The following is a 14,163-nucleotide window of genomic DNA, read 5'->3' as shown; positions in this document are numbered from 1 at the left end:
CGGCGGGCTCCGGGGCGACCCGCTAATACTGCGGCGACCTGGCCTGGTACGGCTCCTCCAGGAAGGCGATCTCCTCCTCGGTCAGCGTGAGGTCCACCGCGGCGAGCGCGTCGTCCACATGGTGTTCCCTGGTCGCGCCGATGATGGGGGCGGTCACGCCCGGACGGCTGAGCAGCCACGCGAGGGCGACGGTCGCGGGGGAGACGCCCCTGTCGGCGGCGGTCCGCGCCACCCGGTCCAGGATCGTCTCGACGGCCGGTCCGCCGTACAGCTGCCGCTGCCGGGCGCCGTCGCCGGTCTGCCGCGCGGTGTCGGCCGGCTGTCCGGCGCGGGCGAGCAGGCCGCGGGCGAGCGGGCTCCACGGGATGAGCCCCACGCCCTGGTCGAGGCACTGCGGGATCATCTCCCGCTCCTCCTCGCGGTCCAGGAGGTTATAATGATCTTGCATCGAGACGAAGCGGGTCCAGCCGCGCCTGTCGGCGGTGTGCTGGGCCTTGGCGAACTGCCAGGCCCGCATGCTGGAGGCGCCGATGTAGCGGGCCTTGCCGGCCTTGACTACGTCGTGCAGCGCCTCCATCGTCTCCTCGATCGGCGTCTCGTCGTCCCACCGGTGGATCTGGTAGAGGTCGACGTGGTCGGTGCCCAGGCGGGCGAGGGAGGCGTCGATCGCCGACATGATGTGCTTGCGGGACAGGCCGCGGTCGTTGCCGCCTTCGCCCATCGGGAAGTAGACCTTGGTGGCGAGCACGTAGTCGTCGCGCCGGGTGAAGATCTTGCGCAGCAGCCGCCCGGTGACCTCCTCGCTGACACCGGCGGAGTACATGTCGGCGGTGTCGAAGAACGTCACCCCGCCTTCGGCGGCCCTGCGGACGATGGGCTCGGCGAGATCCTCCTCCAGGGCCCATCCGCCCCACTTGGAGGCCTCCCCGTAGCTCATCATGCCGAGGCAGAGCCTGCTGACCTTCAGACCAGTGGTGCCAAGTCGTCCGTAATCCATGCCAGCACCCTATTCACCCCAACTCCGGAGCGACGGGCCCCGGCCGATCGGCACGGCCGGGCTGAACCGTACGGGCAGGGCCTCCAGGCTGCGAACCCACAGCGAAGGGCGCCACCGCAGCGCGTCCGGTTTCACGGTGAGATAGACGTCGGGCAGCCGGTCGAGGAGGACCTCCACGGCCGTCTTGGCGATGATCCCGCCGAGTTCGGGCGCGGGGAAGGGACAACCGTACTCGCCGTGGCCGAAGGCCAGGTGCGCCCGGTTGGCGCCGGAGCCGGCATGGGCGGCCGGTTGCACCTGCGGATCGGCGTTGGCCGCGGCGACGCCGAGCACCAGCATGTCGCCCCGGCGGATGCGCCGCCCGGCCAGCTCGCAGTCCTGCACGGCCCAGCGTGAGGGCATGTTCGGCGTGGGCGGGTCCTTCCACAGCACATCGTTCAGCGCCTCGCCGACGCTGCTGCGGCCGCCCTGCAGGCTCATCGAGAAGTGGTCGTCCATCAGCATCAGCCGCAGGGTGCTGCCGATCCAGTTGGAGCAGTTGTCATGGGAGGCGATCATCACCATGATCAGGTCTTGGACGATCTCCTCGTCGGTGAGTCCCGAGTGGTGCGCCAGCATGTGTGAGGTGAGGTCCTGGCCCGGCAGGGCGCGCTTGTCGGCGATGAGCCGGCTTACCTTCTCCAGAATCCGGAAGATCGCCGAGGGGGCCTCCTCACCCCCACCCAGCACGTGGTTGACGTCCTCGACCAGCTCCGGCAGGTCGGACTCCGCCAGCCCGAACAGCCGGGTGATGACCTGAGCCGGAATCCGGTCGGCGTACTGGGGGATCAGGTCGGTCTGGCCGTCCCCGGAGAACTCGTCGATCGCGCGGTCGGCGATCCGCTCGCAGATCAGGGCGAGCTCGGTGCGGTCGACGCTGTCCAGCGCGTCGCTGATGGCGCCGATCCGCCGCTGGTGCTCGGCTCCCTCGGAGTACATCACGGACGGTTGCCATGTCACGTACGGGCGCGCCGGCCAGTCAGGGGGGAGGAGGTCCTGCAGGTTCCAGCGCCTGGGGTCGCGTCCGAACAACTGCGGCTGGCTGGTGACATGGTGCAGCTCGCGATAACCGATCACGTACCAGACGGGCATGCCGTCGAGGAGAACCGGGACGACGGGGCCGTGCTCGCGGCGCATCTCCTGGAACAGCGCGGTCGGGTCGTCGCCGATCAGTGACGCGTGCAATCGTACGGCATCGGCGTGGCCGGCGTATCCCTCCAGCGGCTCCCGTCTCCGCTCGGGATGCTGCGATGCGGGCGAGGCGGCGGACGGGTCTGTGGAGTCGGGCAGGGGAGGGGAGTTCGTCACGGCATGCTCTCTCGGGCGGGCAACTGGTCGTAGGTGCGGGTGAGGTGCTCGATGAGCGTGATCAGCACGTGCTTGGACGAGGACCGCTCTCTCGCGTCGCAGTCGATGAGCGGGACCTCGGGCGACAGTGCCAGCGCCTCGCGCACCGAATCCAGGGTGGGCCCGTCGGTGAAGCGGTTGACCGCGACGACGAACGGGGTCCGGTGGTGCTCCAGCCGGTCGATGGAGTACCAGGAATCCTCCAGGCGGCGGGCGTCCACCAGGACGACCGCGCCCAGGCTGCCGGCGAACAACTGGTCCCACACGAACCAGAACCGCTGCTGACCGGGCGCGCCGAAAAGGTAAAGCACCTTGCTCGCGTTCAGCGTGATCCGGCCGAAGTCGAAGGCCACCGTGGTGGTCGACTTGGTCCGTACCCGGCTGGCGTCGTCGATGCCCACGCTCGCCTGGGTCATGACCTCCTCGGTGCTCAGCGGGCGGATCTCGCTCACCGAGCCGACCATGGTCGTCTTGCCCGCCCCGAACCCGCCGACGATCACGATTTTCAGGGCGTCCGCAGCGGTCGTGCGTAGCGGCGTTCGCGTGGGGGCCGCCATCTGGTCAGAGGTTGTGGAGCGCAACGAGCACCTGCCTCAGGATTTCGGGATCCGGTCGTCCGGCCTGTGCGGCGATCGACGGATGACGGACGGTGATGCGACCGGTGTCCAGCAGGTCGCACAGCAGGATCTTCACCACGCTGACCGGCAGTCGCAGTTCCGCTGAGATCTCCACCACCGCCGTCGGCCGCCGGGCCATCCGCAGGATCTTGATGTGCTCGGACTGCATACCGGGGGTGGGGGCGCACTCGCTGACGATGAGGGAGACGGAGTCGAAGGTCTTCTCATCGGCGCTGGTACGCCCACCGGTGACCGTGTAGAGCCGGTCAGGGTCTTCTTGGTCGATGGCTCGCCGTGTCATCCGCGGTCGTCGCTGTTCTCCGTCTGCCGCGGTGCCGCAGTGAGGTACACCCCGATCTGCTCCACCAGTTCGTTCATGTTGTGCGCGATGAGCCCCACGTCGCCGTCATCCTCGGCCACCACGGCCAGGTGGGCGCCGTCCCCGGCCGGCACGATGAGCAGCAGTCCGCCGGCGAACTCCACCATCGCCTGCCCCGCTCCGATGCCGTCCCCGAACTCGGCGGAGGCGCTCAGCGAGAGGCTCTGGATCCCGGCGGCCAGGGCGGAGAGCTGGTCGGCCCCGTCCCGGCCGAGGCCGGAGGTGAAGCTCATCTTCAGGCCGTCCCTGGTCAGCACCAGCACATGCCTGATCCCCGGGGTTTTCTCCTTGAGGTTCTCCAGCAGCCAGTCGAAGTCACGATCGGTGGTGTGCGAAGCGTCGGTTGTGCTCATAGAAACGACGGGGTGCCCCTTCGGCGCGGGAGGGACGGCCCCTGCCTCCTCGTCTGTGAATCCAAAGATGTCCGGTGGTCGGCGGACGCGTGTCAAGAGTCGCCCGGGGCCGGGGGAGGGGCTGAAGAGGAAGTGCGCCCACGGCCGCCGGCCTGGCGGAACGCGGCGAACCTCGCAGCCGAGTCGGGCCCCTCGCGCGCGGGCTTGGCCGGCGGTGCCTGCCGCGCCCTGGTCGCCTCGGCCAGCGTCTGCCCCCGGCGCCGCCTGGGCAGCAGATCTTCGGACTCGTCGGCCGGCCCCTCCTGCGCGGGTACGGCCGGTGCCCGCACGGCGGCCCGCTCGGCGGCCTGCACGGGGTGGCGGACCGACGACTCGGCGTCGGGCGGCACGGTGGCCGGCAGGGGCTGCGTGATCAGCAGGCGCGGGATCAGCATCACGACCCCCACGCCACCGCGGGCGGACGACCGGAAGCTGACCGTCAGGCCGTACTTGTCGACCAGACGGCCCACGACCGCCAGGCCCAGGCGGGTACCGGACAGCGTCCGCAGGTCGAGCGGCTCGGACACGAGCCTGGTGGCGTGCTGCCGCTCGCGCGGGCGCATCCCCAGGCCACTGTCCTCGATCGTGATCACGACGCCGGCGTCCTCCTCGTCCACGTACACGTGGACCTCGGTGCCGTGCGCCGAGAACGTGGCGGCGTTGTCCATCACCTCGGCCAGCGCGTGCATCACGCCCTCGGCCGCGTACCCCGCGACGGCGACGGTGCTGGTGGAGTGCAGCCGGATGCGCCGGTAGGCGCTGATGCGGCCCATCGCGCCGCGCAGGATGCTCTCCATGACGATCGGCCGGGTCCATCGCCGCCCGGAACGGCCGCCGCTCAGCAGCGCGATGTTGTCCGCCAGCCGGCTCATCTGGGAGACGCGGTGGTCCAGGTCCAGCAGGTCGGCGAACACCTCCTCATGCTCGCCGTACTGCTCCTCCAGTTCGCGCAGCCGGGCGAGCAGGCTCGTGGCCTGTGCCTGCACCCGGGCCGCGGCCCCGGCGCACGCCGCCATCACGGCGGTGCCCCTGCGCTCGCTCTCGGAGAGCTGCCGCGCCGTCTCGCGCAGCAGGTCGCGTAGCGGGTCCTGCCCCGGCTGGCGTATCTCGGCCAGTGCGGCGCTCATCGACATCCGGTCCGTCTGGATCCGCCGGAACAGCTCCGGCAGCGTTTCGTCGATCAGCCGGGAGATCTCGCCCTCGGTCGCATCGCGGGACACCTGGGCGACGGCGCGCTCGCGTTCGAGCAGTTCGAGCTCGTGCCCGGCCGCTGAGAGCAGGTGCCGCAGCGGGCCGTCCGGAGGCTGCGGTATCCGGGAGAGCGCGTCGGCGACCGAGGCACCGTCCCGCACCTGACGTCCCAGCGAGGGCAGCGACTCCTCGGCCATTCGCAGCGTTTCCCGCTCCAGCCAGGTGAACCGCGCGCCGGCCCACTCGGCCTGCTCACGCAGCCGGCGACCGGTGCCGGAGTAGTGGACGGCGGCCGCGACGGCGCCGGACAGGAGCACGGCCGAGATCCCGCCGACGAGCGCCATCAGCTCTCTGGCCTCATAAGGGGCGGCGGACATCGCCCACAACCACGCGCAGGCCGTGATGATCATGGTACCGAGAGCGGCGAGGACCACCAGTTCCCTCGGTGAAAACCTTCTCCGTGGCCGGTGGGGTGCATCTACTGACATCGGCGTCCTCGGGGTGGCGGCAGAGTATGACAAGGCCGCGTCGAACCTGCTGTTCTCCCTGTTAGACGGGACGGCCATGCGGTGCCTTTTCACAGCAGAGCGCGAACAGGCGCATACCGTAGCACCACGGCTACGACTAAGAACAGACAGTCACTCTCGAACCATGTGTTTCAGTTTTAACCAACCACGAGTCAACGCATCCGTTGACGAATACTCACTTTTGGGACATTTATGGACTTATGGTGATGATCTTCCTCGGTGGATCGGGGCCGGAGTGCGCGCGCAGGCCGCAGGGGAAGCCCTTCGTGTGACGGAGTTCGGGTGCGCTGACTGGATCTTGTCGTCGGCGGGCGGGGATGGCATCGTGGGAGGCATGAACGAGAGAATCGAGTTCGTCTCCGGCCGGTGAGCCTGGCCCCCGAGCGCAGGGCGCTCGACAACCGGCCGTCCCTTTTCGATCATGCGTCCCGCCTGCACGCGCTGACACCCGGCGCACCCCTTCCCGACGGCGGACGCCCCTATCCCGACGACGCCGGCCACCGGCGTCCCCGGCCCGACAGCGGCTTCTTCTCCGTCGAGCAGGCCAGAGCCGCGGTGGCCGCGGTGCTCCGCGCCCACTTCGACGGCCCCGGTCGCTCCCTCGACGAGCTGCACGAGGACCTCCGCTCCCTGGACGTCCCCTCGTGGGCGATCAGGCCCGACGTCCTGGAGGGCCTGCCGTGGCCCACCACCGAACCCGCCCGCGAGGCGGGCGTCTGGCTGGCCCGGCAGGCGAAGGACCGCCGTCCCGCGCTGGTCGGCCTGTGCCTGCTGGCGGGCAGGGCACGCCCCGAGGACGTCCCCCTGGTCCGTACGCTCGGTCTGCTGCCCTGTCTCGGGCCCGTGGCCGTGGCCGTGCTGGAGTCGATCCCCGGCTCGGCCGGGGCGCTGGTGTGGCTGGCGGAGCGGTCGTCACAGCTCACCCGCAGCCGTGCCATCGAGGCGATGTGCCGGGCGGATGATCCCGTCGCCGTCGCCTGGCTGCTCCGGCACGCCACGGACCAGGACCCCACGGCCGGCGGGCACGCGCAGCGGGTGGCCCAGTCCGTACGCCTCGCGGACGTCCTCGAAGACGGCGAGACCGACGACCAGGCGGTCCTCGTGGCGGGCCGGCTCCTCCAGGCGATGGCCTGGGAGGACTTCTCCGCGCTGCGTGACTATGACGACGCCTGCCGGGCCCTCGCGGCCTTCGCCGTACGAGCGGCGGCCGTGCCCCCGGTGCTGGACTCGCTGGCCCCGGCCGTCGCTCTCGCGGAGGACCTGACCAGCGGTCACGCCGCGTGCCTGCCGTGGCGGCCCGGCGTCCGGGAGACGACGCTGGAGCGGCTGCGCCGCCTGCTCACCTCGGCGCGCGCGGTGGAGACGCTCGCCGGGGCGGCGCGATCGCCCGACCCGATGACCCGCCGCCGGGCGGCTTGGGCACGCCGGGCGATCGCCGCCCTGCCGGTCGTGCCGGGGTTCCCCTCGCGGCCTCCCGAGGATGGGCGGGACCGGCTGGCGGTGCATGTCGTCGTCCCCGATCCGGCGCTGCCGGGCCGGGTGGAGACGAGGCCGCTGGTCAACGGCCTCCCGGTCGTCGCGCGGGCGTTCCGCAAGGGCCGGCCGTACGATCCGGAGCACCTGCTGGGCGGCCTTGCAGCGGCCGAGGAGGCCCGGGAGGCGCGGCTGGCCGAGGCGTACTGCACCGAGGGGTGTTGCGGGGCCCTCTATGTCACGATCGTCCGTGACGGTGACACGGTCGTCTGGCGCGGCTGGCGCGACCCCGATTCGCCGGCGGTCGACCTGGAGCCGTTCCGTTTCGCCGCCGGCTCCTACGACGAGGTCGTCGCCCGGGCCGTGGACGATCACGACTGGGAGTGGCCCGCCCGTACGGTCGCCCGTGGGGTGCGCCGCTCGCTGCGCGAGGATCCCGGCATCCTGGCGGCGTGGGAGTGCGAGGCGGGCGGCACGTACGCGGAGGCCGACCGGCAGCACGAGATCCAGGTCGACTTCTGGCATCCACGGGAGCCGTCGTTCGACGGGGAGGATTGGCCGGAAGACGAGCCCTGGGTGCAGCTCCAATGGACCGTCCCCGTCGACGACGCGGACGCGGGCGGCCAGGCGGCGCGTCTGGTGGACTGGCTGCGCGGCAACGACCCCAAGCCCCACGCCAAGGTCGTCGGCGGCAGCCGGAAGTTCGCGGAGAGGCTCGGTCTCCCCTGGCCGGACTGGGACGACGACTACGAGGAGTGAGTGGCGTCAGGGGCGCACCGGTGGGGGGTCAGGTCGGGTGCGGCGGAGCCCGGCGAGGCGGCATGGAGCACCAGATAGCCGTCACGGTCGTACACCTGCTCGTAGCCGCAGTCGCGGAGCAGCCGTACGTCGGCCAGTTGGGCCATCCGTGACGAGAACATCGGCTGCGGGCCGCCGGTGTCCGCGACCACCCACGGTGCGCGTAACGGCATGTCGCGCCAGATCACGACCTTGGCGCGGGAGGTGAGAGCCGGGCCGAGCTGGTTGGCGGCCTCGACGAGCGCGCCGTCCGGGATCAGGGCGGCCGCCGCGGCGGCCGCCTCCTGGCGAGGGGCCCCGGAGTAGAACGACGGGTCGAACAGGGTGCGGAAGGCGAACTGCGGTATGGACGCGACGGCCGCGATCGCCAGCCACCCGGCCCACGCCCTGGCGACGACGCGATGGTCGAGGCCCGGCCACCGCTTCTCGATCACCAGGGCGATCCGCCTCGCGCCGTCGGCGCCGGCGAGAAGGAGCGGGACGACGATGGCCGAGTTGTAGTGGTAGTGCGTCCCCCACCAGCTCGGCAGATCCGTGGCGAGCAGCCGCGTGAGCAGCATGGGGAGCGCGGCCAGGACGAACGGGGACGCGAGCGAGGTGAAGGCGAAGGGGGCGAGGAGCCACAGCGTGGTCCCCACCTTGGCCGCCGGGATGACCAGCACGGCGAGGGACCCAAGGGGGTCCGCGGCGACGTGCCCGAGCGCGGCGCCGAGGTCCGGCCCCAGACCGCCGTACGCCCAGTAACGGTAGGGGCTCCCGCCGAACGCCGGGATGACCACACGGGTCGCGATCACGGTGCAGGCGAGGCCGCCGGTGACCAGCAGAGCGGCGACGGGTCGCCAGTGCCGTCGGCGCCGCCCCAAGAGCAGGGCGGCCCCGAACCCCGCGACCAGGAGGCCGACGTCCTCCTTCACCGCGAGCAGAAGCACGGCGACCAGGACGACGTGGGAGCGCCGCCCGGCCTGCCACCGCTCGAAGAGCAGCGCGGTGAGCGGCGGCATGAAGGCGAACTCGTGGAACTGGAACGCGGCCGCCTCGGCGATCGGCCAGCTGAGGGCGTAGGCGCACACCATCGCGTAGGCGCAGGTGGTGCCCAGCAGGCGCCGCCCGGCGACCCACAGGACGGGGATCGCGGCGGCGAACAGCACGGCCTGGGCGATGAGCAGCGTCGCGGGCCCGTCGTGTATCCAGTACAGCGGCCCCAGCAGGGCGAGAATCGGCGAGACGTGATCACTGAAAATCGGCAGGGGAATGCCGATGTGGTTCCACTGGCCCTTGACCAGCGAGCCGGGCAGCGTGAATTCCGCGTAGCCGCGCACCACCTGGTCGAAGATCACGAGGTCGTAGACGCCACTCCGGAAGGTGTGCAGCTCGACGAGTCCGAGAGTGGCGTAGACGACCCCTGCGATACCAGAAAGCAGTGCAAGTGCGGCGATGTGACCTTTTGTCACGTTTGAGTTGTCCTCGGTGCCCGGGAACTGGGGAACGCGCCCTTGATCGTTCAGGGCCAGCCCACAGTAGCGGGGTGAGGGACCGTTCACATCGCCGAACAAGGCGAACCATATACGGGTCAGGCTTTTATTCGATTATTAGTAGGACCGATAAGCGTGCCGGGTCACGCGGCGGTGCAGCTGACCGGGGTCGGGACCCGGTTGGCCCCGGACCAGCTCGCGTTGAAGCCGGCCGTCGTCGAGGCGTTCGGGGCCAGCGCGCCGTTGTACGTCTCGTTCGCGACGGTCACCGTGGCGCCCGACTGGGTGAAGCGGCCGCTCCAGGACTGCGTGACGCGCTGGCCGTCGGGGAAGGCGAAGGTGACGGTCCACGAGGTGATGGCCGCCGTCCCGGAGTTGCGCACCGCGAGCTCGCCCTGGAAGCCGCCCTGCCACTGGTTCACGATCCGGTACGCCGCGGAGCACGCGCGGGGGCCGGCCGACGGCGACGGGCTCGCGGAGGGGCTCACAGAAGGGCTCGGCGACGCCGAGGGGCTGCGCGAGGGCGTGGCCGACGGGCTGGGCGAGGCACTGGGCGAGGGGCTGGGCGACGAGCCGCCGGCCGGCGGGACGCGGAGGATCCGGTCGTCGTTGGCGGCGGGGGTCCCCCTGCCGTCACGGTTGCTCGTGCCGACCCAGAGCCAGCCGTCCGGCCCGACGGCCACGGCGCGCAGCCGGCCGTACGTGCCCTGGAACTCGGCCACCGGGGTGCCGGTCCTGCTGCCGCCGCTGACCGGCACCGTCCACAGCCGCTTCCCGGCCAGCGCCCCGGCGAAGAGCGTGCCGTTCGCGTACGCCAGGCCGCTGGGCGAGGACTCGGACGTGCTCCAGGTGACGATGGGGTTGCGGAAGCGCGAGTCGGTGCACACGCCCTCGCAGGTCGGCCAGCCGTAGTTGCCGCCGGGGACGATGTAGTTGAGCTCGTCCCAGGTGTTCTGGCCGAACTCGCTGGCGTACATCCGGCCGCCCTCGTCCCAGGCGAGCCCCTGGACGTTGCGGTGGCCGTAGCTGTACACGCGCGAGCCGTACGGGTTGTCCGGCGGCACGGTGCCGTCGGGCCGCATCCGCAGGATCTTGCCACCCAGGCTGTTCAGGTCCTGCGCGTTGGCGGAGGTGCCGGCGTCGCCTGTGGAGAGGTACAGCATGCCGTCGGGGCCGAACGCGATCCGCCCGCCGTCGTGGAACTGCGCCTTGGGCACGCCGGAGAGGATCACCTGCTGGGTCTGCGGAGCGCTCAGCCTGAACCTGACCAGCCGGTTGTCGGACGCGCTGGTGAAGTAGGCGTAGACCCACTGGTCCTGGGCGTAGGTGGGGGAGACCGCGATGCCGAGCAGGCCGGCCTCTCCGCCGGGCGACACGTTCGGGACGGTCGCCACCCGTACGGGCGACGAACCGGGACTCACCTGCATGATGTTCGCCGTGTCGCGTTCGGAGACGAGAGCGCTGCCGTCCGGGAGGAAGGTCAGCCCCCAGGGCGTCTGCAGGCCCGTGGCGGCGACCTGGGCCCGCGCGAAGTCGAACCCGCCGGTCGCGGCCACCGCCGCCGTCGGGCGGGCCATGGCGAACGCGGCCCCGGCGGCGGCCGCGGCGACGGCGGTCGCGAGCGCCACGGCGGGACGGGCTCTGAGACGCGCCGCGAGACGCGCCGCGAGACTCGGGGTGAGACTCGCGGTGAGACTCGCGGTGAGGTGCTTGGACATCGATGCTCCCGGGACGGCGGGCCGCCGTGCGGCTTGTGAACCCCGCGGCCGCGTGCGACTGCCCGCGACCGCCTGTCACTGCGGGACCATGGAATCCAGACCCTCGCGTCCGGATCAACCGTGACGCGGACGCCTTTCGGTATCGCCCTCTCTGATCAGCGCCTACGATGGGCGCCTCGCCCGCGTGACGCCCGGGGCGCGGGAAACTTTCATGACGACACAAGGCTCCGGCAAGTCCCCCACAAGTCACGACACGTACAAATGCGATGTGAACGACTACGAAATCCGGCGGCCGGTGGTCGCCGACGCGGCGACCGTGCACGAACTGGTCGCCGAGCACGACATCGAGGTGACCGGCGGGCCCGACTGGACGTTCGATGACATCGCCGACACCCTGAAGGAGCTCGACCTGGACCACGACAGCTGGCTGGTCCGCTTGGACGGGCGGCTCGTCGGCTGGGGCTACGCCAGGCGCAACGGCGCCAGCGAGAACGTCGACATCGACGTGCAGGCGCGGGAGCCCGGCGCGGCCGCCCTGCTGTGGGACATGGTGCTCGGCCGGGCCGCCGATCTCGCCCGCGAGGCGGGGCACGACCACGCGGTGGTGGACATCAGCCTCTACGCGCAGGACAAGCCCATGCGCGAGGCCGCCGAGCGGCGCGGCTTCGCCCCTGCCACCAGCTTCCACCGCATGCGGACCGACCACTCCGGCGTACGGCCGGTCTTCGTGCCCGGGGTCGAGGTCGAGGCCGGCTCTCCCGGGCACGACGGCCACGAGCGGGTGCTCCGGGCGGCCCACCGGGTTCAGCAGGAGGGCTTCGCCGAGCACTTCGGGTTCGTGCCGAAGACGTTCGAGGAGTGGACCGCCGAGATGGAGTCGTCCAGCGCGAACGACTGGGGGCAGCTTCTGCTGGCCCGCGTCCACGGCGAACCGGCGGCGATGCTGCTCGGGACCGACCACTTCGTGTCCGACGAGAACTGCGGCTATGTCCGCACGCTCGCGGTGCGGCCCGGCTTCCGTGGCCGCGGCCTCGGGAAGCTGCTGCTCACCAGGGCCTTCGCGGCCGACGAGCGGCGGGGACGGGTGGGGACGATCCTGCACGTCGACTCCAACAACGTCACCCCGGCGCTCGGTCTGTACGAGTCGGTCGGCATGCGGCCGGTCCTGGTCATCGACGTCTGGCGGGCCGTCGTCCGTCCCGGCAGTTGAGACGGTCTTTCTCACAACTTTGACATCGCTAAAGTGAGGCGGGAGGAATCAGGCAGAAGCGAGGAGCGATCGAGTGCTGCACGAGAGGCTTGAGAGCGTTTACGACAACATCTTGCGCCGGAACCCGGGAGAGGCCGAGTTCCACCAGGCCGCGCGCGAGGTGCTGGAGAGCATCGGTCCCGCGCTGGGCAAGCATCCGGAGTACGCGGAGCAGAAGATCATCGAGCGCATCTTCGAGCCCGAGCGGCAGATCATCTTCCGTGTGCCCTGGGAGGACGACCGGGGCGAGGTGCACATCAACCGCGGCTTCCGAGTCGAGTTCAACAGCGCGCTCGGGCCGTACAAGGGCGGGCTGCGTTTCCACCCCTCGGTCTACCTCGGCATCATCAAGTTCCTCGCCGTGGAGCAGATCTTCAAGAACAGCCTGACCGGCCTGCCGATCGGAGCGGGCAAGGGAGGCGCGGACTTCGACCCGAAGGGCCGCTCCGACCGGGAGATCATGCGCTTCTGCCAGAGCTTCATGACCGAGCTGTACCGGCACCTGGGCGAGTACACCGATGTGCCCGCGGGGGACATCGGCGTCGGGCAGCGGGAGGTCGGCTACCTGTTCGGCCAGTACAAGCGCATCACCAACCGGTACGAGTCCGGCGTCATCACCGGCAAGGGGCTGAGCTACGGCGGGGTGCAGGTGCGCACCGAGGCCACGGGCTACGGCTGCGCCTTCTTCGTCGAGGAGATGCTCAAGGCGAAGGGCACGTCGTTCGACGGCAGGCGCGTGGTCGTCTCGGGCTCGGGCAACGTCGCCGTCTACGCGATCGAGAAGGTGGGCGAGATGGGCGGCGTCGTCGTGGCCTGCTCCGACTCCTCCGGCTACGTGGTGGACGAGAAGGGCATCGACCTCGACCTCCTCAAGCAGGTCAAGCAGGTCGAGCGGCACCGCCTCAGCGTCTATGCCGAGCGCCGCGGCGCCGCGGCGACGTACGTGGCCGGGCGCAGCGTCTGGGAGGTGCCCTGCGAGGTGGCACTGCCGTCGGCCACGCAGAACGAGATAACCGGCAAGGACGCCGAGGCGTTGGTGCGGGCCGGATGCATCGCGGTCGGGGAGGGCGCCAACATGCCCACCACGCCCGAGGGCATCCGGGTGTTCCAGGAGGCGCAAGTGGCCTTTGGTCCCGGCAAGGCCGCCAACGCGGGCGGCGTGGCCACCAGCGCCCTGGAGATGCAGCAGAACGCCAGCCGCGACTCGTGGACGTTCGAGTTCTCCGAGCGGCGGCTCCAGGAGATCATGAGCGACATCCACGCCCGCTGCCTGGAGACGGCCGACGCGTACGGCATGCCGGGCGACTACGTGGCCGGCGCCAACATCGACGGCTTCAGGAGGGTGGCGGACGCGATGCTCGCCCTCGGCCTCATCTGAGTTCTCTCCAGAGGCCGACGACGTCGACCCCGCCGACCGCGACCAGGAGGGACGAGCTCGACCGCCCGCTGAAGCCCGGCGCCGCACGGGCCGATGTGGGCCAGACCGGTGAGGAGGGGTGGCACGTGCTCGCCGGCCCGGAGGGCGACGAGTTCTGCCTGCCGCGCCGCCGCCTGTGACCTTCCGGCGGGCCGATGCGGTAGCGTCCGGAGCGTGGCGAGGATCTTCACCCTGGACGAGGCCGGGTCGCTGATGCCGGAGGTGCTGGAGCATGCCCGCGCGTTCGTCGCCGTCCGCGCCGACCTCGCGGAGCTCACCCTCGACCTGCGGCAGGCGGGGGCCTCCGCCCTGGGCGGCCTCGCCGAGGCCAAGGGCCTGGAGGCGCGGATGGACGAGATCCTGAGCTGGTTCGACGCCGAGGAGATCGAGATCAAGGGCGTCGCCCCGTTGCTCGTCGACTTCCCCGCCGTGCTCGGCGGCGTGTCCGTGCGGCTGTGCTGGCTGGAGGGGGAGCCGGCCCTCGGCTGGTATCACCGCAGCGACCTCGGCTTCCCCGGCCGCCGCCCGATCCCCTGACCTGGCCCTG

12 protein-coding genes and 1 pseudogene are annotated in these 14,163 nt (G+C 71.0%); 5 read left to right on the top strand and 8 right to left on the bottom strand.

All coding sequences use genetic code 11. The features are described from left to right. Nucleotides 1-22: 22 nt before the first annotated feature. The 6 genes from OG344_RS29800 to OG344_RS29775 all read right to left on the bottom strand — a co-directional run bounded on the left by OG344_RS29800 (nt 23) and on the right by OG344_RS29775 (nt 5,372). Nucleotides 23-997, bottom strand: a complete 975-nt coding sequence (locus OG344_RS29800; protein ID WP_405085925.1) for an aldo/keto reductase — start codon at nt 995-997, stop codon at nt 23-25. A gap of 9 nt (nt 998-1,006) precedes the next feature. Then, nucleotides 1,007-2,344 (bottom strand): cytochrome P450, encoded by a 1,338-nt coding sequence (locus tag OG344_RS29795; RefSeq protein ID WP_405085924.1) that lies wholly within the window; start codon nt 2,342-2,344, stop codon nt 1,007-1,009. Next, the gene (locus tag OG344_RS29790; protein ID WP_405085923.1) at nt 2,341-2,940 is read right to left on the bottom strand and encodes a GTP-binding protein; all 600 of its coding nucleotides are present in this window, start codon (nt 2,938-2,940) and stop codon (nt 2,341-2,343) included. The genes OG344_RS29795 and OG344_RS29790 overlap by 4 nt, the downstream gene beginning before the upstream one ends. 4 nt (nt 2,941-2,944) lie before the next feature. Beyond that, nucleotides 2,945-3,301, bottom strand: a complete 357-nt coding sequence (locus OG344_RS29785) for a DUF742 domain-containing protein (RefSeq protein ID WP_405085922.1) — start codon at nt 3,299-3,301, stop codon at nt 2,945-2,947. Further along, complete coding sequence (locus OG344_RS29780; RefSeq protein WP_405085921.1) at nt 3,298-3,732, bottom strand: roadblock/LC7 domain-containing protein; 435 nt, start codon at nt 3,730-3,732, stop codon at nt 3,298-3,300. The genes OG344_RS29785 and OG344_RS29780 overlap by 4 nt, the downstream gene beginning before the upstream one ends. A 92-nt stretch (nt 3,733-3,824) precedes the next feature. Beyond that, a complete protein-coding gene (locus OG344_RS29775) occupies nt 3,825-5,372 on the bottom strand; it encodes a sensor histidine kinase (RefSeq protein ID WP_405085920.1) in 1,548 nt (515 codons plus the stop codon). Between the two features lie 483 nt (nt 5,373-5,855). Here OG344_RS29775 and OG344_RS29770 point away from each other — a divergent pair, with 483 nt between their 5' ends. Beyond that, nucleotides 5,856-7,721: a hypothetical protein gene (locus OG344_RS29770; RefSeq protein ID WP_405085919.1), complete on the top strand. Its 1,866-nt coding sequence runs from the start codon at nt 5,856-5,858 to the stop codon at nt 7,719-7,721. Here OG344_RS29770 and OG344_RS29765 read toward each other — a convergent pair. Together OG344_RS29765 and OG344_RS29760 are read right to left on the bottom strand one after the other, a co-directional pair. Further along, complete coding sequence (locus OG344_RS29765; protein WP_405085918.1) at nt 7,709-9,211, bottom strand: DUF2079 domain-containing protein; 1,503 nt, start codon at nt 9,209-9,211, stop codon at nt 7,709-7,711. The genes OG344_RS29770 and OG344_RS29765 overlap by 13 nt on opposite strands. A gap of 164 nt (nt 9,212-9,375) precedes the next feature. Beyond that, nucleotides 9,376-10,950 carry a PQQ-dependent sugar dehydrogenase gene (locus OG344_RS29760; protein ID WP_405085917.1) on the bottom strand — a complete coding sequence of 525 codons (1,575 nt, stop codon included), beginning with the start codon at nt 10,948-10,950 and terminating at the stop codon, nt 9,376-9,378. Nucleotides 10,951-11,218: 268 nt separating this feature from the next. Between OG344_RS29760 and OG344_RS29755 the strand changes: the two genes are divergently transcribed. The 4 genes and pseudogenes from OG344_RS29755 to OG344_RS29740 all read left to right on the top strand — a co-directional run bounded on the left by OG344_RS29755 (nt 11,219) and on the right by OG344_RS29740 (nt 14,153). Then, nucleotides 11,219-12,160: a GNAT family N-acetyltransferase gene (locus OG344_RS29755; RefSeq protein WP_405085916.1), complete on the top strand. Its 942-nt coding sequence runs from the start codon at nt 11,219-11,221 to the stop codon at nt 12,158-12,160. Nucleotides 12,161-12,233: 73 nt separating this feature from the next. Further along, nucleotides 12,234-13,577, top strand: coding sequence for an NADP-specific glutamate dehydrogenase (gdhA, locus tag OG344_RS29750; RefSeq protein WP_405085915.1), 1,344 nt, complete (start codon nt 12,234-12,236; stop codon nt 13,575-13,577). A 19-nt stretch (nt 13,578-13,596) separates the two neighbouring features. Further along, nucleotides 13,597-13,756: pseudogene (locus OG344_RS29745) on the top strand (VOC family protein); the annotation flags it as partial. A gap of 34 nt (nt 13,757-13,790) precedes the next feature. Beyond that, nucleotides 13,791-14,153, top strand: a complete 363-nt coding sequence (locus OG344_RS29740) for a DUF2203 domain-containing protein (RefSeq protein ID WP_327046533.1) — start codon at nt 13,791-13,793, stop codon at nt 14,151-14,153. Nucleotides 14,154-14,163 lie beyond the last annotated feature (10 nt).

Origin of the sequence: Microbispora sp. NBC_01389, from assembly GCF_045040095.1 — a bacterium.
In the GTDB taxonomy this organism is placed as follows: Bacteria; Actinomycetota; Actinomycetes; order Streptosporangiales; family Streptosporangiaceae; genus Microbispora.
This window is presented reverse-complemented; position numbering and strand designations above follow the sequence as displayed.